A 25,572-nucleotide genomic window follows, 5' to 3' on the forward strand; every position below is an offset into this window, starting at 1 on the left:
TGCCTGTCAATACCTTGCTTCCGTTCATGCAATGAAATGGAAACCGCTCCTCCCTTCTTACTAAAATGCGGAGAAATCCCTAGTACCTAGTACGCAGCCGCTTCCATATAGTTTCAATTTTCTTGGCCGTGTATTCCATTTCTTCCGTAGTATTACCCAAACCGAAGCTAAATCGAATCGCTGAATTCAAAACATCTTCAGGAAGATCCATCGCCTGCAACACATGCGATAGCTCTAGAGACCCCGAAGTGCAGGCTGATCCGCTGGCCGCTGCGATTCCTTCCATGTCGAGATTCATCAGCATGGTCTCTGTACCAATGGCTGGAAAGCTAATATTTAGCACATTAGGCACAAAATGTTCAGGATCACCATTAATTATAAACTCATGGCTGCCCAGAGAGCTTTCCAACGCTTTTAGCAGCGTTTGGCGAAGAGCCATATCGTGTGCTCCTCGCTCTTCAATGGAAGCATTGGCAAGAGTTGCGGCTTTAGCAAGCCCAGCAATGCCGGCGATGTTTTCTGTTCCTGCACGGCGTTTCTTCTCCTGAAGTCCCCCATGCATTAGCGGCTGAATGCGTGTACCCTGACGGATATACAATGCACCCACTCCTTGCGGTCCGTTAATCTTATGGCCAGACACACTAAGTAAGTCAATCGGGAGGTTCCCGCAGTCGATGGATATATGCCCGAAAGCTTGAACTGCATCTACATGAAATATAATTCCATGCTCTATCGCAATCTGTCCTACTTCTTGGATCGGCTGAATGACGCCCACTTCATTGTTGGCATACATCATGCTGATCAAAAAAGTATCCGGGCGAATAGCTGCCTCAATGTCCGCAGGATTCACACGCCCAAAGCCATTGACTGGGACATAGGTCACCTGGTATCCCGCTTTTTCCAGCTCATCGCAAGCATGAAGCACGGCGTGATGTTCAATCGCGGTTGTAATAATATGGCCGGAAGTACGACCATCTGCCGTAGCCGTCCCAAACAGGGCCAGATTATCACTCTCTGTCCCTCCGCTCGTAAATATAATTTCTTCAGGCTTGCAGCCCAAAGAGGCCGCAACGGCATCCCGCGCTGCGCTGACGGTGCGCTTGGCATCGCGGCCAAAGGCATGAACGCTCGAAGCGTTGCCGAAGTGGCCGGTCATGATATCCATCATAGTCTGCGCAACCTCAGGATGCATAGGAGTCGATGCGGCATGATCCAGATAAATTCTGTTCATGTTATCCACCTCAAATATAGAACATCTTGTTTTTAGTATTGCCGAAGTTCCATTATATACTTCTTTATTGATATAATGCACTTTAAAAGTTTTTGTAAGAGCATTTCAATTGCAAGTTTTTACGGAGGCCCCCTTGATCCGATTATCGGTGTAAGAAGACAGATACCTCGCAGAGGTCGTACTATAAAAAGCTTTGGCCAAAGCTCAAGCTACTTATGACAAAATCAAAAAAGGGATTGGTCCGTAAAAAATAACTCTCAGACATGCTCAGGCTTGGTAATTTACAGGATAGACTATTTTAATGTATTTTATATAGAATTAAAGCCCCATATAATGGGGCAAAACGTTTGATAAACCAAGATATCTCTTGTTAAATACATAATTGGAAATTAAATATAAAACATGTAGTTATCCAATTCATCATGTTCTTGGTATGTGATCAAGTCCTTGAGTGTAGTTGAATCCAGCACTTCAGCAATGCTGTCACGAATTCGCAGCCAGAGCTGGCGTTTTGCCGGATCGTCTTCTTCCGTAAAATCAACTGGAGAAATCGGGCCTTCCAGCACACGAATGATGTCTCCTGCTGTTACGCCTGACGGTTCATTCGCCAAAATATAACCGCCATAAGCACCACGGATACTTTTTACCAAACCTGCATTACGCAAAGGCGCAATGAGCTGCTCCAGATAATGCTCTGATAGCTGATTTTTTTCGGCAATACTTTTTAAAGAAGTTGGACCTTCGCCAAACCTGGCCGCAAGCTCCATCATAATGGTCAGGCCGTAACGGCCTTTCGTTGATATTTTCAATTGTGGCACCTCGCTTATATTAACAATTCCGTTAAACACGCGGAATAATTGGAGTTGTAAACCTCTCTATTCCGATCCTAACCCTCAGCTTATGTTAACATATTAGGGCAGGTAAAGGGAAACATTACGGTAACAATCTTAAAAAAAGTTGCTTTCGAGCGATTAGCAACAGATTTAGCCCGTTTTATGTAGCTTTCTTGCATCGTTCGCCGTGTCGTTTGTTCATCCAAACATCGTAACTTATTATCGTTTATGTTACAATAGGTGGGTTCTACAACAATATTGAAAGAATTGGGTGATGACCATGGCTAAAGCCAATCATGAAACCCGTGTCGTCGTCGGCATGTCCGGTGGCGTCGACTCATCCGTTACCGCGCTGCTGCTAAAGGAGCAGGGCTATGACGTAATCGGCATCTTCATGAAAAATTGGGATGACACGGATGAATTTGGCCGTTGTACGGCTGAAGAGGATGCGGAGGATGTGCGCCGCGTCTGTGAACAGATCGACATTCCTTACTATACAGTCAATTTTGAAAAAGAATACTTCGATAAAGTATTCTCCTATTTTCTTGATGAATATAAAGCTGGACGCACACCCAATCCAGATGTCATGTGCAACCGTGAAATTAAGTTCGGCGAGTTTCTGAACAAAGCGCTGGATTTGGGAGCAGATTATGTTGCTACTGGACATTATGCACGGGTTGTGGAGGAAGACGGCCGCTTTACTTTGCTGCGAGGTGTGGACAGCAACAAGGATCAGACTTATTTCCTGAATGCATTAAGCCAAACACAGTTGTCGCGAGCCATGTTCCCGATCGGTCATCTGCCGAAACCAGAAGTGCGTAAAATCGCAGAAGCTGCGGGACTTTATACAGCCAAGAAAAAAGACAGCACGGGCGTATGCTTTATCGGCGAACGCAATTTTAAGGAGTTTCTGAGTGGATATCTGCCTGCAAAAGGTGGAGATATGGTGGATATTGCTACGGGTGAAGTCAAAGGACGCCACGATGGTCTGATGTACTATACACTGGGTCAACGACAAGGCTTGGGCATTGGCGGCTCAGGTTCAGGCGAACCATGGTTCGTAGCAGATAAGGATTTGGAGAAGAATATCCTGTATGTGGTACAAGGTGATCGTCACCACAGCCTGTATTCTACCAGCCTGATTGCCACGGATGTAAACTGGATTGAAGGCGCAGATGCACGTCCATCTGGCGAATTCCGCTGCACAGCCAAGTTCCGTTACCGTCAGCCTGACCAGCAAGTCACTTTACAATGGCTTCCAGATGGAACGGTGCATGTCGTATTTGATGTACATCAAAAGGCCATTACCCCTGGACAAGCTGTTGTATTTTATGACGGGGAACGGTGTCTGGGTGGGGGAACCATTGATAAGGTTGAAAAACTTCAGCCTGAAACGGTTTGAATGAATGACAATTAACATTGAATAGCCGTAATAAAAAAGTCGTCTCTCCTGATTTGGGAGGAGCGACTTTTTTCTGTTACATGTTTTTAGCCATAAGTCGAAGGAAATTGGTGATCTGCTCTTTATGATGTCTGTCATGGACAAACATTTCTTGTAAAAAGGTTTCCAAAGTATACAGGCTATTAGGAGTTTAATAATTAGTTTATTGGACAATGATAGCCCATCGAAAAAGACCTTAGAGGCACAAAGCTAATCAAGCAGTAAAACTATTCTTGGACTATTAAGCCCTTTATTTTTTCACAAATTTTTTCGGCGTCACTTTTGTTCTTAGAATTCAATAGAAGATTATCCAAGAAATCTTCAACAAAATTCCTTACAGTAGAATCAAATATACCAATGGGAATATATTCAACTCCAATTGGATTCATGAAAGTGATCCCTTCCGAAGAGTACGTAGACTCATTATCCCATGCAATCTCTATTTTATCGTTAACTCTCCTGAAGAATACATCAGGCAAAAATGAGCCTGCTCTATTTGAAAACCATGAGTGTTTAAACTCCCATTCTTGCTTTGTATCGAACCATTGATCAAATTCAGCGTCATTGTCGGAATCAAACAACAAACAATTATCTATAAGTTCAAGAGAGTTTTGTCCTTCAACTGGAAGAGGAAATGCTTCATCACTCAATATATGCATATGATTTTCACTAAACCATTCAACAATATAAATTAAGTTCCATTGAAAAGGTGCTACAACATTCTCTTTCTTATACTCAAAAATATTTCTTCCTCGAACAAAAATTTCAATTTCTCCCCATGATTCACCAGCTAAACTCTTTTCATTAAAAGGATTATTTACAAGTTCATATTGGATAGCAAAAGTACTTTTATCTCCAAATGTTCTCAGAATAACGCACCTCACTTATTTCTTAATAGCTTATTGTACTCCACTTTCGTAATTTTACCATCCCTTAGGAACTGCCTCAATACATCGGCAGGTACTTCCCTAGCAGGGTTCGTAACCTCATATGGATGCCAACCCGTTTCACCATCTGGTTGAAATTTAACAAGCTTCCCCTCATAAATATTATATAATTGCTTATTTTTTGAAGATGAATAGGCTGCATCCAATAACTTTTGCCCTGTCTCAGCGTCTGGAATGGGGTTAGGACTCCCCCACCCACTTTGAGGATCATGTTTGGGGCTAGGCTCATATGTTCTCTTTTGAATTTCACCCGTTCCTTCAAAACCATCAGGTACCTTTTCTACCTTAACTTCTGGGGAGTTAGACGAACCTCTACCTTCTCCTTTGGCCATCTGCCACAATTCCGCTGAGCTTTCCCCTACTCCACTTGCACTTTTAACCGCAGTTGTAGCTCCATGCGCCGCCAAAGCTGCCGATCCAATTAATCCGGGCACTCCGATTATACTCCCTACGCCTGTAGATGATATAGCAACTGATAATCCTTCTCCACCCAATCCAGCTACTACCTCACCAGCCCCCTGCAATGTTGTAGCTACATTCCCGAGGATTTCACCTACTTTAGCTGCCATGGGATGATCATAATCTCGTTCTTTATCTGGCAGCATCCCCAATGTCAAATTTCCCTGAATAGCTCCTTTTGCTCCCTGTGCAGTATCCCAAAGGATTTCTCCTTGAAGTTTGCTAGCTTCCAATTGAGCTTCAGCCTTGGTAATCTCAGCTTGTCCAATCTGTTCAAAGATTTTATGTAACCAACCTTCACCTGTGGATGCCGTTTTAACAGGGGCACCAAGCCAGGGCACATTCAATACGACTTTTTCTCCATCTACCTGTGTAAAGTTTTTTGAAATAAAAATAAGTTCTTGTGCTACTGTCGATAGTCGGTCAATTGTTACACTCATGGATTGTCGAGAAACCTGAAATTCCTGAAAAAATCTCTCTTGGGTGGCACCATACCAGCCTTGTTGGACAAAATCAATTCGTCCATTCAAGAAATTCAGCATACGTTCCAATTCATGCTTTCCTTGTAAAAACTGATCAGCAACTTCCATCAGTTTGTCAGGTGGAACTAATATTCTCCCCATTTTAACCACGCCCACTTTAATTTTGATGGAAATAATCTTATCAGAAGGGGATGTTTAGGGACATCCATCTATTATCCTGATATTTCCTTTTATATTATGTGACCAATGGACTGAAATAAACAGATTACTATGTCAAAAGTATTATAATCCCTTGTTATGAGTTACATGGATCAAAGTAGAGTTAAATTTCAAGCTGCTTCTAGGAGTGGAAGTGTAACCGTTTCTGTTGATATCGTCTTTCTGCATGACTGTGAGTAATGACAACTTGCTCATTGTGGGCAACTTACGTGAAGAGGTTCATTCATGCGCTCATCGGTTGTTAAACGGATTGCGACACTAAGAAATTTTTGATAACGCCCCCATTTGGGTATATGATGTAGACAAGATCATTACTTCAATTGAAAAGGAGCGTGCCTTTATGTCTGATTCATTAGGAATGCTGACACCGGGTAAGAAAGTTTCTTTGAAAGAATGGGACCCCAAGGATACGAAGAATATTAAAAATAAAGAAGAAATCCGACAGGAAACAGATCAATTGAAGGAACGCTTTGCCGAATTACAAAGTAAATTATTTACAGAGAAAAAACAAGCCGTTTTGTTTGTATTCCAGGGTATGGATTGCAGCGGAAAAGATGGCGTGATCAAGCAGGTATTTTCTAATCTTAACCCTGCCGGGGTGACTGTACACAGCTTCAAATCACCTACGACTGAGGAATTAAGCCATGATTTCTTGTGGCGCGCCCATAGCGTAACTCCAGGACGCGGATATATTGCGGCGTTCAATCGTTCTTACTACGAGGATGTGCTGATTACACGTGTTCACGGACAGGTATCCGATAAGCAGGCCAAGCAGAATATGAAGCATATCAAGCATTTTGAACAGTTGTTGCTGGATAGTGGTGTAAAGGTGGTTAAAATCTTTTTACATATTTCAAAGCAATTTCAGTTGGAAAAGCTGATTGACCGGATTGAGAAGCCTCGCAAAAACTGGAAGCTTGATCCGAGTGATTTGCAGGAACGGAAATTTTGGAAGCAATATACCCAATACTATGAGGAGGTACTAGAGCTAAGTGCAACCAAGCAAGCACCTTGGTATGTTGTTCCTTCAGACAATCGTTGGTACAGAGATTATACTGTACTGCGGATTGCCGTCCAAACGCTAGAGGAAATGAAGCTATCTGACCCTGATCCACGACCTGACCTCAAAGCCCTTTTACCTGAATTATACAAAGAACGAGATAAAAAATAATTAAATAAGCACAGCACTAAGCTTCCGCCCTCCTATTCACGGCTGATACGCCTTGAGTGAGGGTTTGGAAGCTTTTATGGTGTGCTCACATGTCATTTTGAAAATTTATAAGGTATAACTGACCCTGTACCCGATTGCTGCAGCTATAACTCCTACTATTACAGAAGATAATACATACATAGCCATACGTCGGTATTTTTTGTGTTCCATCAGTTGAAGAGATTCATAGCCGAATGTGGAAAAGGTGGTGTAGCCGCCACAAAAACCGGTTCCCAGTAGCATCCAGAGTGCAGGAGACAAATTGTGTTGCGCAAACTCGCCATACAGCCAGCCGAGCAGCAATGAACCGCTAATATTAATGATCCACGTCCCCCACGGGAATACAGTACCCAACCTTTTTCCGGCCCACATGCCAAGCCCGTATCTCGCTAGTGTACCCACCATTCCACCTGCTGCCGCCCACCAAATCATAAATGTTCCTCCTTGGGGGCAACCTGTGTCATTTTTGTGCCTAAACGGATACCTGCCCACGTCAAAAACAAGCCCCCGCCTACGCTAAGCAGCAAGTACAATATAGCCGTCAGCATACGATCGTGAACCGTGAGGCGTACAGCATCCACTGTAAAGGTGGAAAAGGTGGTAAATCCCCCTGTAAAGCCTGTTCCGATGGCAAGTCGCCAGCGGGGGTTGATCCGCCATGATCGCAAGGTCACCGTAAAAAACCAGCCGAGAAACAGGCAGCCAAGCCAATTCATTAACAGGACGCCAAATGGAAAGTCTGCCCCAGCCGCAGGCAATAATAATTGTATACTGTAGCGAGCAGAGGTTCCGAGCGCTCCACCTGCTGCGACGAATAGTACGTCTTTCATTTCTTTTATTCCCTTCTTCACTCTTGCAAGATCATCGTGTAACCTGACAATGTCGTACACACTTCGTATATTAAAGTCACATATATTAAGACTGCGACTCCCGCCAACGTTGGTTTTGCCTGATTTTAGACTCATTTCCCTGCTCAGTGGCCTGGTAAAAGGTCTGGTCTGCTATCGAATCGGGCAAGTATTGCTGCCTTACATAGTGATTCGGATAATTATGCGGATATTGATAGCCAACATGGCCGAGTTTTTCCGAGCCTTTGTAATGTGCGTCGCGCAGATGTAGCGGCACCTCGGCCGATTTTATATCGTCCATGGCCGACATGGCCCGTGAAATCGCCGTGTATACGGCATTCGACTTGGGACTTTCCACGGCGAACAAAATGGCCTGTGCAATGTTCAGTTTGGCCTCAGGCCAGCCGTTATTGCGGTAGGCCTCAAGCGCACTCACCGCTTGCACCATCGCCTGCGGGTTCGCCAGACCAATGTCCTCGCTGCTCGCTGCAATGAGGCGGCGAATAAAAGTCATCGGGTCCATGCCGAGCTTCTCTACGGCATACAGGAACCAGAACAGCGCCGCGTCGCTGGAACCGCGAATGCTTTTGTGAAAGGCAGACAGCACGTCATATTGTGTGGACTCGTCTGCCTTGACAATCGGGCGGCGGATGGATTCCTCTGCCACTTCCAGCGTCACATGAATCGTGCCGTCTGCCAGCGGAGGGGTCGTGAGCGCCGCTAGCTCCAGTGCGTTCAATGCACGGCGGATATCGCCGTTCGCCATGGACGCGATGTGGTCCAGTGCAGCTTCATCTACCTGAAGCTGCATATAGCCGAGCCCCTTGTCCGCATCGCTCAAGGCACGGCGCATAGCAGCCAGCGAATGCTCCCGGGTTAGCGCTTCAAGCTGAAATAACGTAGAACGGCTCATTAAAGCGCCGTTGACGTAGTGAAAGGGGTTTTCCGTCGTGGCGCCGATAAATACGATCGTTCCCTTTTCCACCGCAGGCAGCAATGCATCCTGACGCGAACTGTTAAAACGATGGACCTCGTCAAGAAACAGAATAGTCTTTTTGCCATACATCGATTTATTCGTCTGTGCACGGTCAATGACTTCTCTTACATCCTTTACAGATGCTTCTACTGCATTTAGACGGACGAAATCACCTTGCGTGTGTTGAGAAATGATATGTGCCAGTGTCGTTTTGCCGCATCCCGGTGGCCCGTACAGCAATATAGAAGAAACCTGATCGGCCTCTATAGCTCTCCGCAGTAGCTTGCCTGGACCCACAACATGCTCCTGTCCAATATATTCATCCAGCGATGTCGGACGCAGGCGGTCTGCAAGCAACCGATTGTTTGGCGTTGACTCCTGGGAATATGAAAATAAGTCCAATTCATTCACTTCCTTATCATTTATGAACGAACACTTTCTTTTTTCATTGAAAACAAGTTCGCCCATACAGCTAAAAGACATGAAAATTCAATCGATCTACTGTATTAAAACGATTATAAACCGCCTCTTATTCTACCATATCGGTTAACAAGTTGCAGATAGCCTGGTCACGGTATAACTGTAGCCTTACCTGTGATTCAACTAAAAAGAAAGAACAGCCTAGGACGAAAAATGAATTTCGTGGCTGTTCTTTGGTTGGCATGACCTTCAGCGTTCTAATTACTCCGTTTGCGCCGGTACGTAACTTGGAAGTGGACCGTCATGCAATAGCCACAGCTCATGCAGCGCACGGGTACATCCCACATACAACAGCTTGGCATCCCAAGTCCGTTCTCCATAATGATCCTGGTCGGCATCGGCCACAATAACTGCATCAAACTCCAGACCTTTGGACAGATATACAGGCAGTACAGACAAGCCGCCTTCATATTGCTTTTTACCACCATCAATCAAATGGACATCCAACCCCGCACTGGTGAAAACCTCATGCAGCTCCACAGCTTCTTTTAAGGTACGTGTCAGTACGGAAACCGTACGATACTCCTTGGAGGAAAGCTCTTTTAGAGCGGTAAGTAAACTCTGTTCACGCATGGACGAGTCGTAAGACACAGTACGCACCGGATCACCGCTACGAAATACCGGAACCGCTGTAATGCCGCCACGTACTCCCTGCTCCAAAATTGTATTTGCAAATTCTATAATTTCCAAAGTTGATCTATAACTCCGTGTAAGTGCAAAATACCCCGTTTGTTCAGGCACAAATAGTGAACTCATTTCCTCCCATGCATGTACACCACGATATTCATGAATTCCCTGCGATAAATCGCCCAGTATTGTAAAGGAATGCCCTTTTACGAACAAATCCAGGAGAGCGATATGAAAAGGTGAAAAATCCTGCGCTTCATCAATGACCACATGGTCAAAACGTTGAGATGATTCTACCTCATGAATCAGCACGTGAAGATACACCAACGCAGTCAGATCCTCTTCACGGATGATCTGATTTCGCAGGTCTGACTGTGTGGCCTTAAAGATGGGAGCCGGCAAAGAAGTCTTCATTTCCGCAGCGGTCTCTGCAGGTAATCCTTTAGTTGCCTGAAAAAGCTGCTTATAAAGCGTCAGTGCGTCATATTGTGGCCATTTTTTAGCATACGCCTTTTCCCGAGATCCGGCTTTTTTCTTTCGTTCCTTGAGCGCAGCCGCCGAAGGTGACTTTTTCAGTTCCATTTCAATCCAGCGATGGACTCTTGCCAGCACACGCTCCTTCCGTTTCGCGAGCGGATAGGGCTTATATTCCTCATTGAACCAATTCAAAATCTCAGTTCGCGGCAGCACCGCCCCATCCCAAGGTGAAAAGTCGCCCTCAGGCACCGAGATAGGCTCCAGTCGTTCCACAAAATCCTGAAGCAGCTTCATAAAATGAACCGATCCCTTAAATCTACCCGGCGCCTCATCCATAGATTCCGTTCTCAAGCTGCCACTTTCAAACCAATAAGATAACGTTTCGGTAGGATCTGCCAGAGGTAAATCCAGCCCCAGCAAACCTAGCGCCCAGTCTGCAAATGTACTTTGCTGAATATTTCCGACCCCCAGCTCTGGAAGTACATCTGAAATATAATCGAGAAACATGTGGTTTGGTGCGAAAATAACCATTTTGTCCGCCGACACCTGATCCTTGTATTGATACAGCAAAAATGCGAGTCGATGGAGCGCTACGGTCGTCTTGCCACTACCGGCTACCCCTTGAATAACGAGGGCTGTATTTTTAGCCGCGCGGATGATCTGATCCTGCTCCGCTTGAATGGTAGATACGATATCCCGTAAACGGTTATCCTTGTTCTCTCCCAAACGATAAACGAGAAACTCATCAGAAACGGCAGGCTCGTCACTTTCACGATTGTACGTATCAGCTACCCGTTCCAGGATTCTTTTCCGAATGACAACGTTGCGTTTCAGATACACCAAGCCCTCGACAGTTCCCTCAGGAGCTTCGTAGGACGCCGTTTCTTCACCACCTGTAAACGAATAAAACAAACTGGCAATCGGTGCACGCCAATCAATCACCAGCGGATATGCTGATGTTTCTTCACGCTCCACCCCGATCTTACCGATATAAAGTGGCTTGCGCTGACCTCTACCGCGCTCGTCAAAATCCATACGCCCAAAATAAGGCTCCTGCGAGCTTTTCGCTAAAGCCTGGCGTTTTTCCTCCCGTGCAGATTCCAGTACTTGCTCCGTAAAGTCATGCCCGGTGTACACTGGCGTATTGCGAAGCCGTTCCAATCTCCGATCAATTTCCTCCATAGCAAGCGACAGCCTATGCTGTTCTTCTTGATAGGCACTTTGAAACTTATTCTCCATTTCAGTTACCTCCTAAGAATATCAAGTCTCGATTTCTGCATCTCATCCACTTGCTCCGATACAAAAAAAGGAAAGTAAGCGTAACACATTTGAACACAAAAATTCAACCTTATTTTCTAATACGCCCAATTCCCTACTCTTTCACAAAAGTATGAAGCTTTTCTCCCATCTCCACAAACTGCTTTTGAGCCAACTCGCGGTACACCTGATGGGTTTCTAATAACTCGGCATGGGTTCCTGCACCAGTCACATTGCCTTTGTCCAACACGATAATTTGATCGGAGTGGACCACCGTAGACAATCGGTGTGCAATGACAATCGTCGTGCGTCCTTCCATCAAGTTCGCTAAGGCCTTCTGCACCTCATGCTCGGATGAGCTGTCCAGGCTAGAGGTAGCCTCATCCAGCATGAGGATGTCAGGACTGCGAAGAAGCGCACGCGCAATGGCGATCCGTTGTCGCTGCCCGCCGGACAGCTTCATTCCCCGTTCCCCTACCTCCGTATCGTAGCCTTGAGGTAGATCCATAATAAATGTATCCGCATACGCCATCATGGCAGCTCGTCTGACTTCTTCCAAATCAGCTTCGCGCCCCAAGCCATACGTAATATTATCTCTAACCGTTCCGGTCATCATCGAGCTCTCCTGTGATACATAACCAATTTTCGAGCGCCAGGAGGACAGTGTATATGACGATATCGATTCGTCTCCATAACGAATTTCCCCTGTATCTGGCACATAAAAGCGCTCCAACAATGAAAACAAGGTGGACTTCCCACTCCCGCTCGGTCCCACGAATGCTGTCGTTCGGTTAGCCGGAATGACCAGGTTTGCACGATGAAGAACCTCTTCACCTTCGGTATAGGAAAAAGCGACATCACGAAATACAATATCTCTGCTCTCTTTTGCCGCTTCCTGCTTCAATTCAAGTGGTTCCTCTTCATGGTCTAAAATAGTCTGAATCCGTTCAGTGGCCCCAACCACCTTTTGCAGACGTGAATACAAGGTCGTGAATTGGGCCATCGGTGTAATTACCTGAAACAGTAGCAAAATAAAAGCCACCAAATCACCCGCGGTCAGTACACCCGATGCAACGCGAACACCACCAACACCCAATATAATAACGAGCACCGCAGTCAGCAAAAAGGTAGAAATGGGACCTACAAGGGCCAATATACGCGACTCCTGCAACCCGAAGCGGAACATACGGTAAATGCGATCCTCCCCGGCCTGTGCCTCTCTGCTTTCCGTTCCATAGGCCTTCACCAGCCTGATTTCGCCGATAACCTGACTCAGCACTGAGGTCAGATCTGCCATCTCATCCTGTTGTTTTTTGGAGATACGATACATTTTTCTGCCTACCGGAAATAAAATCAGGGCTGTTAGCGGAACAATGGTCAGAATAATGAGCGTCATCACCCAATCCAGATAAAATAACAATGCAATACCACCAATAATCGCAATCACATTAGAGATCAGATTCACGAGATACTCGGTAATTAAGTTCATAATCAGGCTTGTATCATTAGTGACACGACTCATCGTATCTCCTGACCGATTCCGGTCAAAGTATGGAATGGGTAGAGATAAAATTTTATGCCATAAGCGCTTGCGCAAATTAGCCACTATTTTGTGCCCGGCGTAGTTCAACATATAGATCGAAACTGCCGAAGCTACCGCTTGAAGCACAAAAGCGCCAAGCAAACCAATAATGACCATACGGTTCAGTGAAGAAAAGGTTAAGCCATCGATCAACCCTTTGGTCATCATTGGTACGATTAAACCAGCAATCGTCTGAACCAGGGTCAGTATCAGGGCGATGATCAGAATGGCCTTGGGCGGATGCGCACTCGCAATCAGTTTGATAAACCGACCCATACCAGCCTTGTCCGGCCTTTTACCCGGCTTTTCCTTCATCCGATCTTCCTGCTCATCTTGTCGCCCATGTTGTTCTTTTTCCATAAACCATCAACCTCGCTTCCTGTCTGACCATTCTTGTTCAAACAACAACACCCGCGCTCTGCGCGGGTATGAACAGTACAACCTATCTTCGAGTTTACTACACCAGAGAATGAAGCACAAAGTTAGCCACAAACAGTACAGAAATGATATATAATGCGACAGGCACTTCCTTGCCCCGTCCTGCTGCCAGCTTGGCTACGGGATATGCAATAAAACCAAATGCCATACCGTCTACAATACTGTAAGTAAAGGGCATCATGACCATGACCAGAAACGCAGGAAACGATTCGGTAAAATCACTGAAGTCCATCTCTCTTACGTTTTGTACCATTAAGCCCCCAATAATGATTAATACAGGCGCAATGGCACTGTCAGGAATATAAGCCAATAGTGGAATAAAGAAAAATGTCGCTCCGAATAAAATTGCAGTTACCAGCGGGGTCATTCCTGAACGTCCGCCTGCCGCAATACCAGCCGTCGACTCCGCAGCGGCTACCGCGGGACTGCTGCCCAGAATACCAGCAAAAATATTGGTCACAGCCAATACACGCAAGCTATTCTTAAAAGAATCCGGTCTTCCAATCATGTTGGTCTGTGCAGTAATCATTCCAACATTCTCAAACAACACAATCAGTAACAGCAAAAAAACAGCGATCCAGAAGGCTACCGAAGCGATACCTGAAAAGGAAAGCTCCCCAAACAATTGCCCATACTGTCGCACCGTTTCAGAGGTTTTTACCGTGCTTGTTGGTTCTACAGCTCCCAGTACGTATGCAAGCCCAGTTCCTGCCAAAATGCTGATAAGCAAACCGCCCTGAACGTTACGCACAAATAATACAATCGCGAGTAGCAACGTTACACAGGCCGTAATCACCTTGGGATCATTGAAATGACCAATAGCCACAAAAGTCGTTTGATGTGCAATTACGATCCCACTTTTTTGCAGACCGATAAAGGTCAAAAACAGACCAATACCTACCGTAATTCCATGCTGCAAATTATGGGGAATCGCCTGACTGATCAGCTTGTACAATGATGTAAACGCCACAACGGCAAATATCACTCCTGTGACGGCAACCACCATCAACGCTTCCTGCCAGCTGAGCTTCATGGAATGTACGAGTGTGTAAGTGAAAAAGGCATTAATCCCCATCCCTGGTACAACGACCATGGGAGACTTTCCGCCAAAAGCCATCAGCAGACAGCCGATCATCGAGGTCAGCAGCGTCCCGAGCATTGCCCCTTGAAGAGGGATCCCGGCATCTGCCAAAATGGTTGCATTAACCATAATAATATATACAACGGAAAAATAAGAAATGGCACCCGCGGCTAATTCCTTTTTCCAATGATGCTCGGGCTTGAAACCGAGACTTCTGGACCATAGCCCATCCTTCATACCAAAACCCTCCAGCAAGTTGTTCAATCTGTTTGCAGTAAGCTGCTTTTTTCAAAACAAAAAGAGCTGTAGCCTACTGTGACACCAAGAAGTGATGCACAGAACTACAGGTCTTAGGTTGAAACATACTACTGTAAATCTAACGAATGTACTGTCATGCTACATTTCAAGCTTATACACCAGCGTGCTCTAACAGGTCCTTGACAGCTACGCTGACCATAATCAATCCTGCTACCGGAGGTACAAAAGCATTGCTTGCAGGTGGTTGCTTCGCTTTCCGGATTTCAGGTGCGTTGGCAGGTACAATTTTTTTGGTAATTTCTTCACGCGGCTTCATTGGCTCCTCATCAGAGAATACAACCTTGACGCCTTTGGTAATACCTTCTTTGCGCAGCTTGGTGCGGATGACACGGGCAATCGGGTCCATTCTTGTCTTGGAAATATCGGCAACTTGAAAACGACTTGGGTCCATTTTATTCGCAGCACCCATACTGGAGATCATCGGAATTCCCCGTTTCAAGCATTCTTTAATCAAATGAACTTTGTAAATAATCGTATCCGAAGCATCCAGCACATAATCCAGATCGTACTTGAATAGCTCCTCATATGTTTCTTCCGTATAAAACATGTTCAGTGCAATTGCTTCACATTCAGGATTAATCAGCTTCACACGTTCTACCATCAGATCAGCCTTTTTTTGACCTACTGTTGTCGTCAGCGCATGAATTTGGCGATTAATATTGGTAATATCTACGACATCCTTATCAATCAAAATAATGCGTCCAACACCCGTCCGCGCCAGCGCTTCCACTGCAATCGAACCGACACCGCCGATACCCAATACAGCTACCGTGCTATTTTTCATAACCTCCAGACCTTCCGTCCCGATGGCCAGTTCCGTGCGTGAAAATTGATGCAGCATATGGTAATCCTCCCTCACTGGTTTAAACTCTATGCTTGAACTCCAGCATACAAACCACGAACCCATTATCCATAAAAGGGTAACGGGTTCAAGGCATTTTATAATCTATTTACATGCCAACAGATGGCAACTTGCACTTGCAAAATCCAACGCTTGTTTTAAGCTTTAGGTGGAACAGGCTTCGGAGCAAGACGAATATGAAGCTGATCCAATTGAGCTTGATCCACTTCGGCTGGTGCATCCATAAGTAGGTCTGTCGCGCTGGCCGTTTTCGGGAATGCAATGGTTTCACGCAGATTTGTACGACCTGCAAGCAACATAACAAGACGGTCAAAACCGAAGGCAATACCACCATGTGGAGGCGTACCGTATTCAAATGCATCCAGCAGGTAACCGAATTTATCCTTCACTTCTTCAGGCGGCAGATTGAGCGCTTTGAACATTTTCTCCTGAACTTCACGTTTGAAAATACGCATCGAGCCGCCACCCACTTCGTAGCCATTCAGCACGATGTCGTAGGCCTGAGCACGAACTTGACCTGGATCTGTGTCCAAGAGGGCCAGATCTTCTTCCTTCGGACGAGTGAACGGATGGTGCTCCGCTACATAACGTTTTTGTTCTTCGTCATAGCCCAGAAGCGGGAAGTCTACGACCCAGGCAAATTTGAATTTGTTATCGTCGATAAGCCCCAAATGACGGCCAATTTTCAGACGAAGCGCGCCCAAAACATCAGCAACTACTTTTTTATTATCCGCAGAGAACAGCAACAGGTCGCCTTCTTCGGCTCCCGTACGCTCTTTCAAGGCTTCGATTTCTTCCGGTGTGAAGAATTTAACGATAGGCCCCTTGAATTCGCCTTCTTTCACTTGAATCCAAGCCAAGCCCTTTGCTCCATAACGTGCTGCAAAAGGACCCAGGTCATCAATATCCTTACGGCTCCACGTGCCACATCCTTTGGCATTAAGGACTTTAACTTCGCCACCCTTTTCAATTACGGAAGCAAATACTTTTACCCCACTGGTTGCCACGATATCATTGACATTTATCAACTCAAGACCAAAACGCAGGTCAGGCTTGTCAGAGCCATACTTGTCCATTGCCTCTGCATGTGTAATCCGTTGGAACGGGGTTTCCAGTTCTACCCCAACTGTTTCTTTGAACAATTTCACCATAAGACGCTCCATCATAGGCAGCAAGTCATCCTGTTGCATGAAGGAAGTCTCAATGTCGATCTGCGTAAATTCAGGCTGGCGGTCAGCACGCAAATCTTCATCACGGAAACAACGTGCCACTTGGTAGTAGCGCTCCAGGCCGCCTACCATCAGCAATTGCTTGTACAATTGTGGCGATTGCGGCAAGGCAAAAAATTCGCCTTCATGCACTCGGCTAGGCACCAGATAGTCACGTGCACCCTCTGGGGAGCTTTTCGTTAAAATTGGTGTTTCTACCTCAATGAAATCTTCACCGTCCAGGAAGTCGCGGAATACTTTTGCTGCTTTGGAACGCAGTTTCAACGTCTGATGCATTTCCGGACGACGCAGGTCCAGATAACGGTATTTCAAACGCAGCGACTCGTCTACTTCTACGCCGTCTTCAATGAAGAACGGAGGTGTTTTGGATGCATTCAATACTTCGATTTCAGTGACACGCACTTCAATTTCACCTGTAGGCAGGTTCGTATTGATCGTTTCTGCATCACGTTTGACAACAGTACCAGTAACCTCAAGCACATATTCACTGCGAACACGATCCGCAATTTGCAGTGCTTCACCGGAATAGGCCGGATTAAACACGATTTGTACAATTCCGCTACGGTCACGCAAATCTATAAAAAGTACGCCCCCTAAGTCACGACGGGTCTGTACCCAACCGTTCAATGTAACTGTTTCTCCGATATGCGCATGAGTCAATGCGCCGCATTGATGACTCCTTTTCATAATACACACTCCTGTTAGGTTTAGTAGTTAATGCTATATGACAGCCAGAGGGAAGCTCCCCCTGACTGATGTTACATCATGTTGTTTAGCCTAATTCTTCCACCAGCTGATCCAGCTTAACGGTACGTTGCTCACCGGTTTCCATGTTTTTCAGTGCAATTTCACCTTTAACCAGCTCATCATCACCCAGAATCGCCGTATATCTTGCTTTAAAGCGATCTGCCGATTTCATCTGAGCCTTCATTTTACGCCCCAGATAATCTCGCTCTGCGGAAAATCCAGCTTGACGCAGCTTGAACAGTTGTTTGGTCACTTCCGTTTCTGCCGCCTCACCCAAAGCCACCATATAGATATCCAGCGGCTTGGCTTCGTTCAATTTGACACCCTGATGCTCCAAGATCAGCTGAATTCGCTCAAGCCCAATGCCAAAACCAATCCCTGGCTGATCCGGTCCGCCCAGATCTCCAACCAATCCGTTGTAGCGACCGCCTCCACCAATCGTGTCAATAGCACCAATGCCTTCGGCTTTGAACTCGAATGCTGTCAGCGTATAATAATCCAGTCCTCGTACCAGGCGTGGGTTCACTGTATATTCCACACCCATCGCATCCAAATTTTGTTTCACTTTTTCAAAGTGAGTGCTGGATTCCTCATCCAAACTATCCAAAATCGAAGGTGCCCCGCCAAATTTGTCCTGATCATCTTTGCTATCCAGCACACGCAGCGGATTACGCTCGATGCGCGCTTGGCTCTCCTTGGTCAACGTATCCTTAATGGGCATCAGGAAGTCCACCAAATGCTGCCGATAAGCAGCACGGCTGGCAGCATTACCAACAGAGTTGATTTCTACCTGTACCCCTTTCAGGCCCAGCTCACGACAGAACTGATACCCGAAAGCAATAACTTCTGCATCCAGCGCCGGGTCCATCGCCCCGAATGCTTCAATGCCAAATTGGTGAAACTGGCGCTGACGCCCAGCTTGTGGACGCTCATACCGGAACATTGGGCCGATATAGTACAGCTTAGTTACGTCCGGTTCACCATACAGTTTGTTCTCCACATAAGAGCGGACAACCCCAGCCGTTCCTTCCGGACGCAGCGTCATGCTCCGTTTGCCTTTATCCTCAAAAGTGTACATTTCCTTTTCCACCACATCGGTCGTTTCACCCACACCCCGAACGAACAAATTCGTTTGTTCGAACATTGGTGTACGAATCTCTCGGTAATTAAAGCGGCGGCTAATCTCACGAGCTTTTTCCTCGACCACTTGCCATTTTTCTACACTGCCTGGCAGCAAATCCTGTGTTCCCGTCGGTTTTTGAAAGGCCATTTACGTATCCCCCCGTCATTGTATTTCTTATAAAAACAAAAAATCCCTCGCCCTGTTATCATTAACAGGGACGAGGGATTGTCGTTTACAAATCACCCGTGGTACCACCCACATTCCGGAGTTTACCAGACCACTAGCATACAAATGACTCAGTGTCCGTCAGCATTACACTGACTCCGCTCATACGTATAACGCCCGTAACGCGCAGTACGGCTATTATGCAGGATGGTCCGCTGTTTGGCATATGCCATGCGTTACTCAGCAGAGATTCCTCATTGTTCGCCGCCTGTTCTCGGGGAGGTCATTCGTCCGCTCATCAAGGGAATTTTTACAGCCTGGAAATTCCTCTCTGCGCTTGTGGGTTCGGAGTACTTGGTCCCGTCATCAAATCATTTTTCATTATTTTATGATTTTAATGAACTGCTTCGACAAAGTCAAGACATTCCCCCTAGAATCAGACAAATAAGTCTTATAAAAAGAAAATAACCTGCGGAAACGGTCCGCAGGTCTAAAAGATATATCAAAAGGGGGTCATGCTGTTATTATAAACAACGAATATTAAGGAATGATGTTTCGAATATTACAATTGTATTACAGCCACTCTAGTGTGACTAATTTCCTCGTATTTCGACATTTTTGTGACATTCGCTCCCTTTTTAATCCAGCTGCGCCACATATGCACGATTGGAACGAAGCTTATAAATGATCTCATCATAATCGGCATCATTCACCTTGGCGGACAATACATACCGTAATTCATCATGATCACCGTTAATATACACATCTGTCGCACGGAGCAAACCTCCGTCATGATTCGTTGTTCCGCTCCGATCCTCATTCAGATCCCTTTGGGCTGCGCTAGAATTAATCTCGTCATTCTTCGCATCGGGTAGAATATTCTCGCCATAAGCCCCTGCGGCTGGAATCGCCGCACCCGCAGAACCTCCTGTGCTCACAGTGCCATTATTGTTATAAGGGACCAACGGAATTAAAACCCTCGTCTCCCGACCGAGCGTCTCATCCAGAGCACCTACTTCCAAATGTTCAGTTCTATAAGCCTGAAGCGAAGCTCTGGCGCCCTCAGCTTCATCTTCTGTGCGAAAATAAGCCTGAATCTGTTTAGCCATATCAAATCCTCCTCGTTTGGGAATTGTACTGGCAAAAATCTAGGAAGCATTCACGGAAATTACAATGCCTTTAACAACTCACGCACAAAAGCGGGCTCATCCTTAGGGGTGCGAGACGTAATAAAGTTACCGTCCACGACTGCCTCTCGATCCTCAAAATGCGCACCTGCATTAATCAAGTCATCTTTCAATGGAGGGTAAGCTGTAATCGTCCGGCCTTGTAACAAATCGGCACTCGCCAAAATTTGCGGCCCGTGACAGATAGCTCCGATCGTTTTTTTGGACTCATTTATTTCAGTTACAAACTTCAGAATATTTGCATCCAAACGCAGATTTTCCGGTGATGATCCACCAGGAATAACAACTGCATCATAGTCACTTGATTTCACATCGGCAATGGCTTTTTCAATAGTGTAGCTAACTTTGCCTTGCTTACCGTTCACTTTTTCACCTTGCTTCAGCCCAATAATATCTGCCTCATGTCCAGCCTTTTTCAGTTCATCATAAGGGACCTTCATTTCGGAATCCTCAAATTGGTCAGCCAACAAAAATGCAATTTTACTCATTATCGTTCAGATCTCCTTTCCGGTTATCCTTAAAGCGAGCTTAAAGTTAGGTTTGTTTGTTTACCACGCTTTGTTATTACCCGCTTGATCTGTGTTTATAACAATTCCAAGCAGTGAAAAAGAAAAAGGAGCCCGTTGGCTCCTCCCTGATGCACTGCTACATAATTATTTTCGATCTCTTTATAACCGCTTAAGACAATACGTCGTTAATGCTGCATTTACAAATGACTTACCTACGCGGTAGGGCACCGCGTCCTGGCTTGTCCATAGCTGTAGCAACATGCTGTAATAACGCATCAGCATTACGAGTAAGGTTGATTGCCTCCCGCATACTACCAGGATAAAGTAGCACCGTGCTTTGATATCCGTCCATTTTTGGGGTCTGACGCATAGCTTCGTCTCTCCTGTCACCCTTAAGGCTTTCCAGATGGCTGCTTACCAACCGGGATGACATTATGGTCCCTCTAAACGGCTATTTTATTCTCTTCTACTCATGTTCTCAGATCATACCAAGAATGGATACCTACGAACGTTCGCTGTCCAAAATCAACGTCACTGGACCCCAGTTGGTCAAGGAAACATCCATCATAGCTCCAAAAATCCCCGTCTCGACCTCCAGGCCCTTGGCTCGAAGCTGGCTGTTAAAGAAATCATACAGCTTCTCCGCTTCCTCAGGTTTGGCCGCTCCCATAAAGTTGGGCCTTCTCCCTTTACGGCAGTCACCATACAACGTAAATTGGGAGACAGACAAAATGGCCCCCCCGACATCCAGAACACTGTCGTTCATTTTGCCTTCAGCATCTTCAAATATACGCAATCCCGCTGTTTTATCCGCCAAATAAACGGCATCGGCTGCCGTATCTCCCTGACCAATACCAACCAGCAGCATTAATCCAGTTCCGATTTTACCGACCACCTTTTGATTCACCGTTACCTGAGCGTCTTTACAGCGCTGAATAATGATCTTCATTGCCTATTCGCTGCTCCTTTACTCTTCCCCTTACAAGGTGCTCACAGTCGTACCACGGCTCTTTCAGCCACCTATGAGTCTTTGTACCCAAGATGTATTACAAAGGCTATATAAACCTGCGTGTATGCTTCACAAATTTATTGCATAATCCGATGCACGGTGTATACATCCTTCACCCGTTTGATCCGTTCGACAACAGAATGCAAATGATCCGTATTACGAATAAGAATTGTAATGTGAATCATTGCCATTTTATTTTTATCTGTACGTCCTGTCACGGCCGAGAAGCTAGTTTTATTCTCAGAAATGGCCTGAAGCACCTCGTTCAATAAACCATTGCGGTCATGCCCTGTAATCTCAATATCGACACTATAATTGACCTCGGCTGCTTCTTCCCACTCCACTTCAATCACACGCGCCTGATCTTCGCCCACCCCCGAAGGAATATTCGGGCAATCGGTACGGTGAACAGATACGCCGCGCCCGCGTGTTACGTAGCCGATGATGTCATCACCCGGTACGGGATTACAACATCGTGCAAAGCGAACGAGCAAATTGTCGACGCCTCTGACGCTGACACCGTTGGTCGGTGTTTTTTTCCGATCACCCTGGGGTTTGTACTCCTTAACCTCGGTCGTCAGCTCAATTAGACGTGCCTCTTCTTGTTCCTTGCGCAGCTTCTCTGTCAAACGTGTACAAACCTGCGCTGCGGTTATACCGCCAAAGCCAATCGCAGACAGCATATCTTCAGAATCATTAAAAGAGAACTTTTGTGCCACATCCTGAAGTTTGTCCTCGCTCATCCACACGGATGGCTCAATATCACGCTTCCTTAGCTCACGTTCCAGACTTTCGCGGCCTTTTTCTACATTTTCCTCACGCTTTTCTTTCTTGAACCATTGCTTGATTTTACTGCGCGCGTGAGAGGACTGAGCAATTTTAAGCCAGTCCTGACTAGGTCCATAGGAGTGCTTGGACGTCATAATTTCCACGATATCGCCAGTTTTCAGACGATAATCCAAAGGAACAATTCTTCCATTTACCTTAGAGCCAATCGTTCGATTTCCAACTTCTGTATGGATACGGAAAGCAAAGTCCAGCGGAACCGATCCAGCCGGTAACTCAATGACTTCTCCCTTAGGAGTAAAGACAAACACAAGGTCTGAGAAAAAGTCCATTTTGAGTGATTCCACAAATTCCGAAGCATCCTTCGCCTCGTTTTGCAGCTCCAGAATTTCTCGGAAAAAGGTGATTTTATCCTCAAAGTTTGTGTTATTTGCCCCGTTGTTTTCTTTATAGGCCCAGTGGGCCGCAATCCCGAATTCAGCAGTGCGATGCATATCCACTGTGCGAATTTGTACTTCTGTAGGCTCTCCGTTGGGACCTACTACGGTCGTATGGAGGGACTGATACATATTAGCCTTAGGCATGGCAATATAATCCTTAAACCGCCCCGGCATCGGTTTCCACAACGTATGGATAATCCCCAATGTGGCATAACAGTCTTTAATGTTATCCACAATAATTCGAATCGCAAGCAAATCGTATATTTCATTGAATTGCTTGTTTTTTGTCGTCATCTTTTTAAACACACTGTAAATATGTTTAGGGCGTCCAGACAAATCAGCCTGAATCCCCATCTCTTCCAGCTTCTCTCTGATACGCTGTATGACATTATCAATAAATTGCTCGCGCTCTGCCCGCTTCTTATGCATCAAATTAGCGATGCGGTAATACTGCTGAGGATTCAGATAGCGCAAAGCAATGTCTTCCATTTCCCATTTAATCGCTGAAATACCCAATCGGTTTGCAACCGGACAGAAAATTTCCAACGTTTCATAAGCGATTCGACGCTGGCTTTCTTCCGATTGATATTTCAGGGTACGCATGTTGTGCAGACGATCTGCCAACTTAATGACGATGACACGAATGTCCTGCGCCATGGCAATAAACATTTTTCGATAATTTTCGTTCTGCTGTTCTTCCTTGGATCGGAACTGGATACGCTCCAGCTTCGTCAGACCATCGACAAGCATCGCACATGTATCGCCAAAATGCTCGCGAATCTGCGCCAAAGACACCGTCGTATCCTCCACAACGTCATGTAAAAGAGCGGCGATAATGGAGATGGTATCCATCTGCATATTAACGACGATATCAGCAACCGCAAGCGGATGCAGAATATAAGGTTCACCGGACTTACGAGTCTGGCCGGAATGGGCCTGCTCGGCAAAATCATAGGCGTCCCTGATGCGGATAAGATCTGCTTCTCTGGTATAGGCCCCGGCCTTTTTAAGTAATTGCTCTATCCCCATTCTGCTCTATTCCGTGTCCTTTCTATGCAAAATGGAACCCGCCGATCAATGTCGCGCAAAGGTTCCCTTTTAAAAGTGATTTCCTACAATTATGACGCTTAGCACGCCACACGTCAACTATTACAGGTTTGGCACTGTCGCATTATTTTGTCACACATGGTTAAGTAAAATCAGGATTGTTGACGAAATGAAACGAATTATATTGAAAAAATTACGAAAAGTAATTAATGTATATAAGAATAATTGAAAGAACTAAGGAGTGAACTGCGTTGCAACGCGAAATTCAAGTTAATGAAAAGCTTCCAGCAGGACCTGGGATCCTGCTCAGCGTACAGCATTTGTTTGCCATGTTTGGCAGCACCGTGCTGGTGCCCAATATTTTTGGCGTCGATCCCGGCATGATTTTGCTCATGAACGGTATCGGAACATTGTTGTACATATGGATCTGCCGTGGCAAAATCCCTGCCTATCTCGGCTCCAGCTTCGCTTTTATCGCTCCTGTCAGTCTTGTGCTTAAAAGTAACCCTGGCAGCAATGGCTATGCAATGGCCCTGGGTGCTTTCATCGTTACAGGTATTATTTTCTGTCTCGTTGCACTGGTAATCAAATACGCCGGGACACGTTGGCTAGACATCGTTTTTCCACCGGCTGTCATGGGATCAATCGTAGCCTTGATTGGTCTGGAACTGGTTCCGGTTGCTGCAGGCATGGCAGGCATTATTAATGCCGATCCTACTAAAGCCTGGACGCCAGATCCCAAAACGATCACCCTTTCCCTCGTTACGCTCGGTGTTACTGTTCTGGGTGCGGTGTTGTTTCGCGGATTTGCCAAAATCATTCATATTCTAATCGGTATCGTGGTGGGCTATGTGCTTGCTTATTTCATGGGTATGGTCAATACGCAGGCTATTGCGGACGCTCCTTTGTTCGCTCATCCCGCAATTACCACTCCAACCTTTAATGCTTCAGCTATGCTGACGATTCTTCCGGTTGCTCTGGTCGTCATCGTAGAGCATATTGGTCACTTGCTAGTGACGAGCAACATCGTCGGACGTGAGTTGTCCAAAGATCCTGGTCTCCACCGCTCTTTGCTGGGTAACGGGATTTCTACCATCATTTCCGGTTTTGTTGGTTCTACACCTAATACGACTTATGGTGAAAATATCGGTGTTATGGCATTAACTAAAGTGTACTCTGTATGGGTTATTGGCGGAGCGGCTATTATTGCCATTCTGTTGTCCTTCTCGGGTACGTTCTCAGCGATTGTTTCTAATATTCCGTCTCCAGTTATGGGTGGCGTATCCTTGCTATTATTCGGTGTGATCGCTGCCTCTGGTCTTAGAATCTTCGTCGAGCAAAAAGTTGATTTCGCCAAGCCAACTAACATGCTGCTCGCCACCATCGTGCTTGTGGTCGGAATCAGCGGTACTACGCTCACTTGGGGTGCGGTCACCTTGAAAGGTATGGCCCTGGCGACAATCATCGGTATTATTCTGAGTTTGTTCTTCAAGCTGGTTGATGTGCTCGGCTGGTCGAATGATAAAACGCAGGAACCTTTAACTGAAAAAACACCAGATTAA

At 45.9% G+C, this 25,572-nt stretch carries 21 protein-coding genes; 3 read left to right on the forward strand and 18 right to left on the reverse strand.

From position 1 onward, the window contains the following. Positions 1 to 79 precede the first annotated feature (79 nt). Together ACUC6J_RS18340 and cymR are read right to left on the reverse strand one after the other, a co-directional pair. Positions 80 to 1,231, reverse strand: coding sequence for a cysteine desulfurase family protein (locus tag ACUC6J_RS18340; RefSeq protein WP_025365606.1), 1,152 nt, complete (start codon positions 1,229 to 1,231; stop codon positions 80 to 82). 389 nt (positions 1,232 to 1,620) lie between these two features. Beyond that, positions 1,621 to 2,040, reverse strand: a complete 420-nt coding sequence (cymR, locus tag ACUC6J_RS18345; protein WP_013372613.1) for a cysteine metabolism transcriptional regulator CymR — start codon at positions 2,038 to 2,040, stop codon at positions 1,621 to 1,623. Between the two features lie 304 nt (positions 2,041 to 2,344). Here cymR and mnmA point away from each other — a divergent pair, with 304 nt between their 5' ends. Beyond that, positions 2,345 to 3,466, forward strand: coding sequence for a tRNA 2-thiouridine(34) synthase MnmA (gene mnmA, locus ACUC6J_RS18350; protein ID WP_337682558.1), 1,122 nt, complete (start codon positions 2,345 to 2,347; stop codon positions 3,464 to 3,466). 266 nt (positions 3,467 to 3,732) lie between these two features. Here the strand turns inward: mnmA and ACUC6J_RS18355 are convergent, their stop codons facing one another. Further along, a complete protein-coding gene (locus ACUC6J_RS18355) occupies positions 3,733 to 4,389 on the reverse strand; it encodes a DUF5984 family protein (protein ID WP_447249251.1) in 657 nt (218 codons plus the stop codon). Continuing rightward, complete coding sequence (locus ACUC6J_RS18360) at positions 4,386 to 5,534, reverse strand: WXG100 family type VII secretion target (RefSeq protein ID WP_025365609.1); 1,149 nt, start codon at positions 5,532 to 5,534, stop codon at positions 4,386 to 4,388. Before ACUC6J_RS18360 ends, ACUC6J_RS18355 begins: the two co-directional genes overlap by 4 nt. Positions 5,535 to 5,952: 418 nt before the next feature. On the opposite strand from ACUC6J_RS18360, the gene ACUC6J_RS18365 reads away from it, so the two are divergent. Beyond that, the gene (locus ACUC6J_RS18365; RefSeq protein ID WP_447249252.1) at positions 5,953 to 6,783 is read left to right on the forward strand and encodes a PPK2 family polyphosphate kinase; all 831 of its coding nucleotides are present in this window, start codon (positions 5,953 to 5,955) and stop codon (positions 6,781 to 6,783) included. A 105-nt stretch (positions 6,784 to 6,888) separates the two neighbouring features. Here the strand turns inward: ACUC6J_RS18365 and crcB (ACUC6J_RS18370) are convergent, their stop codons facing one another. The 14 genes from crcB (ACUC6J_RS18370) to ACUC6J_RS18435 all read right to left on the reverse strand — a co-directional run bounded on the left by crcB (ACUC6J_RS18370) (position 6,889) and on the right by ACUC6J_RS18435 (position 23,992). Beyond that, complete coding sequence (crcB, locus tag ACUC6J_RS18370; RefSeq protein WP_016819117.1) at positions 6,889 to 7,254, reverse strand: fluoride efflux transporter CrcB; 366 nt, start codon at positions 7,252 to 7,254, stop codon at positions 6,889 to 6,891. Further along, the gene (gene crcB / locus ACUC6J_RS18375) at positions 7,251 to 7,652 is read right to left on the reverse strand and encodes a fluoride efflux transporter CrcB (RefSeq protein ID WP_016819118.1); all 402 of its coding nucleotides are present in this window, start codon (positions 7,650 to 7,652) and stop codon (positions 7,251 to 7,253) included. The genes crcB (ACUC6J_RS18370) and crcB (ACUC6J_RS18375) overlap by 4 nt, the downstream gene beginning before the upstream one ends. Positions 7,653 to 7,737: 85 nt before the next feature. Next, positions 7,738 to 9,048, reverse strand: a complete 1,311-nt coding sequence (locus ACUC6J_RS18380; protein ID WP_025365610.1) for a replication-associated recombination protein A — start codon at positions 9,046 to 9,048, stop codon at positions 7,738 to 7,740. A gap of 279 nt (positions 9,049 to 9,327) precedes the next feature. Beyond that, positions 9,328 to 11,469: a HelD family protein gene (locus ACUC6J_RS18385; RefSeq protein WP_447249253.1), complete on the reverse strand. Its 2,142-nt coding sequence runs from the start codon at positions 11,467 to 11,469 to the stop codon at positions 9,328 to 9,330. Between the two features lie 133 nt (positions 11,470 to 11,602). Continuing rightward, positions 11,603 to 13,429, reverse strand: coding sequence for an ABC transporter ATP-binding protein (locus ACUC6J_RS18390; RefSeq protein WP_019688320.1), 1,827 nt, complete (start codon positions 13,427 to 13,429; stop codon positions 11,603 to 11,605). Positions 13,430 to 13,526: 97 nt separating this feature from the next. After that, positions 13,527 to 14,825 (reverse strand): NCS2 family permease, encoded by a 1,299-nt coding sequence (locus ACUC6J_RS18395; protein WP_222822064.1) that lies wholly within the window; start codon positions 14,823 to 14,825, stop codon positions 13,527 to 13,529. Between the two features lie 172 nt (positions 14,826 to 14,997). Then, on the reverse strand, positions 14,998 to 15,747 hold the full coding sequence (locus ACUC6J_RS18400; RefSeq protein ID WP_016819123.1) for a tRNA threonylcarbamoyladenosine dehydratase: 750 nt from the start codon (positions 15,745 to 15,747) through the stop codon (positions 14,998 to 15,000). Between the two features lie 158 nt (positions 15,748 to 15,905). After that, positions 15,906 to 17,684, reverse strand: coding sequence for an aspartate--tRNA ligase (gene aspS / locus ACUC6J_RS18405; protein ID WP_447249254.1), 1,779 nt, complete (start codon positions 17,682 to 17,684; stop codon positions 15,906 to 15,908). Between the two features lie 85 nt (positions 17,685 to 17,769). Next, a complete protein-coding gene (gene hisS / locus ACUC6J_RS18410; RefSeq protein WP_013372628.1) occupies positions 17,770 to 19,014 on the reverse strand; it encodes a histidine--tRNA ligase in 1,245 nt (414 codons plus the stop codon). Positions 19,015 to 19,670: 656 nt separating this feature from the next. Continuing rightward, positions 19,671 to 20,141: a hypothetical protein gene (locus ACUC6J_RS18415; RefSeq protein WP_044787276.1), complete on the reverse strand. Its 471-nt coding sequence runs from the start codon at positions 20,139 to 20,141 to the stop codon at positions 19,671 to 19,673. Between the two features lie 59 nt (positions 20,142 to 20,200). Beyond that, positions 20,201 to 20,707, reverse strand: a complete 507-nt coding sequence (locus ACUC6J_RS18420) for a type 1 glutamine amidotransferase domain-containing protein (RefSeq protein WP_016819126.1) — start codon at positions 20,705 to 20,707, stop codon at positions 20,201 to 20,203. Between the two features lie 229 nt (positions 20,708 to 20,936). Next, entirely contained in the window at positions 20,937 to 21,161 is a 225-nt protein-coding gene (locus ACUC6J_RS18425) for a hypothetical protein (protein ID WP_447249255.1), read from the reverse strand. Between the two features lie 69 nt (positions 21,162 to 21,230). After that, entirely contained in the window at positions 21,231 to 21,677 is a 447-nt protein-coding gene (gene dtd, locus ACUC6J_RS18430) for a D-aminoacyl-tRNA deacylase (RefSeq protein WP_013372633.1), read from the reverse strand. A gap of 137 nt (positions 21,678 to 21,814) precedes the next feature. Then, positions 21,815 to 23,992 (reverse strand): RelA/SpoT family protein, encoded by a 2,178-nt coding sequence (locus ACUC6J_RS18435; protein ID WP_016819128.1) that lies wholly within the window; start codon positions 23,990 to 23,992, stop codon positions 21,815 to 21,817. Positions 23,993 to 24,261: 269 nt separating this feature from the next. Between ACUC6J_RS18435 and uraA the strand changes: the two genes are divergently transcribed. Then, positions 24,262 to 25,572 (forward strand): uracil permease, encoded by a 1,311-nt coding sequence (uraA, locus tag ACUC6J_RS18440; protein WP_017427785.1) that lies wholly within the window; start codon positions 24,262 to 24,264, stop codon positions 25,570 to 25,572.

The organism is Paenibacillus sp. JJ1683 (assembly GCF_053006485.1).

Bases quoted from the DNA above. Each gene is read 5' to 3' on its own strand.
- ACUC6J_RS18340 (WP_025365606.1), bottom strand. From the start codon at position 1,231: ATGAACAGAATTTATCTGGATCATGCCGCATCGACTCCTATGCATCCT.
- mnmA (WP_337682558.1), top strand. From the start codon at position 2,345: ATGGCTAAAGCCAATCATGAAACCCGTGTCGTCGTCGGCATGTCCGGT.
- ACUC6J_RS18360 (WP_025365609.1), bottom strand. From the start codon at position 5,534: ATGGGGAGAATATTAGTTCCACCTGACAAACTGATGGAAGTTGCTGAT.
- ACUC6J_RS18365 (WP_447249252.1), top strand. From the start codon at position 5,953: ATGTCTGATTCATTAGGAATGCTGACACCGGGTAAGAAAGTTTCTTTG.
- crcB (WP_016819117.1), bottom strand. From the start codon at position 7,254: ATGATTTGGTGGGCGGCAGCAGGTGGAATGGTGGGTACACTAGCGAGA.
- crcB (WP_016819118.1), bottom strand. From the start codon at position 7,652: ATGAAAGACGTACTATTCGTCGCAGCAGGTGGAGCGCTCGGAACCTCT.
- ACUC6J_RS18385 (WP_447249253.1), bottom strand. From the start codon at position 11,469: ATGGAGAATAAGTTTCAAAGTGCCTATCAAGAAGAACAGCATAGGCTG.
- ACUC6J_RS18390 (WP_019688320.1), bottom strand. From the start codon at position 13,429: ATGGAAAAAGAACAACATGGGCGACAAGATGAGCAGGAAGATCGGATG.
- ACUC6J_RS18395 (WP_222822064.1), bottom strand. From the start codon at position 14,825: ATGAAGGATGGGCTATGGTCCAGAAGTCTCGGTTTCAAGCCCGAGCAT.
- ACUC6J_RS18400 (WP_016819123.1), bottom strand. From the start codon at position 15,747: ATGCTGCATCAATTTTCACGCACGGAACTGGCCATCGGGACGGAAGGT.
- aspS (WP_447249254.1), bottom strand. From the start codon at position 17,684: ATGAAAAGGAGTCATCAATGCGGCGCATTGACTCATGCGCATATCGGA.
- hisS (WP_013372628.1), bottom strand. From the start codon at position 19,014: ATGGCCTTTCAAAAACCGACGGGAACACAGGATTTGCTGCCAGGCAGT.
- ACUC6J_RS18415 (WP_044787276.1), bottom strand. From the start codon at position 20,141: ATGGCTAAACAGATTCAGGCTTATTTTCGCACAGAAGATGAAGCTGAG.
- ACUC6J_RS18420 (WP_016819126.1), bottom strand. From the start codon at position 20,707: ATGAGTAAAATTGCATTTTTGTTGGCTGACCAATTTGAGGATTCCGAA.
- ACUC6J_RS18425 (WP_447249255.1), bottom strand. From the start codon at position 21,161: ATGTCATCCCGGTTGGTAAGCAGCCATCTGGAAAGCCTTAAGGGTGAC.
- dtd (WP_013372633.1), bottom strand. From the start codon at position 21,677: ATGAAGATCATTATTCAGCGCTGTAAAGACGCTCAGGTAACGGTGAAT.
- ACUC6J_RS18435 (WP_016819128.1), bottom strand. From the start codon at position 23,992: ATGGGGATAGAGCAATTACTTAAAAAGGCCGGGGCCTATACCAGAGAA.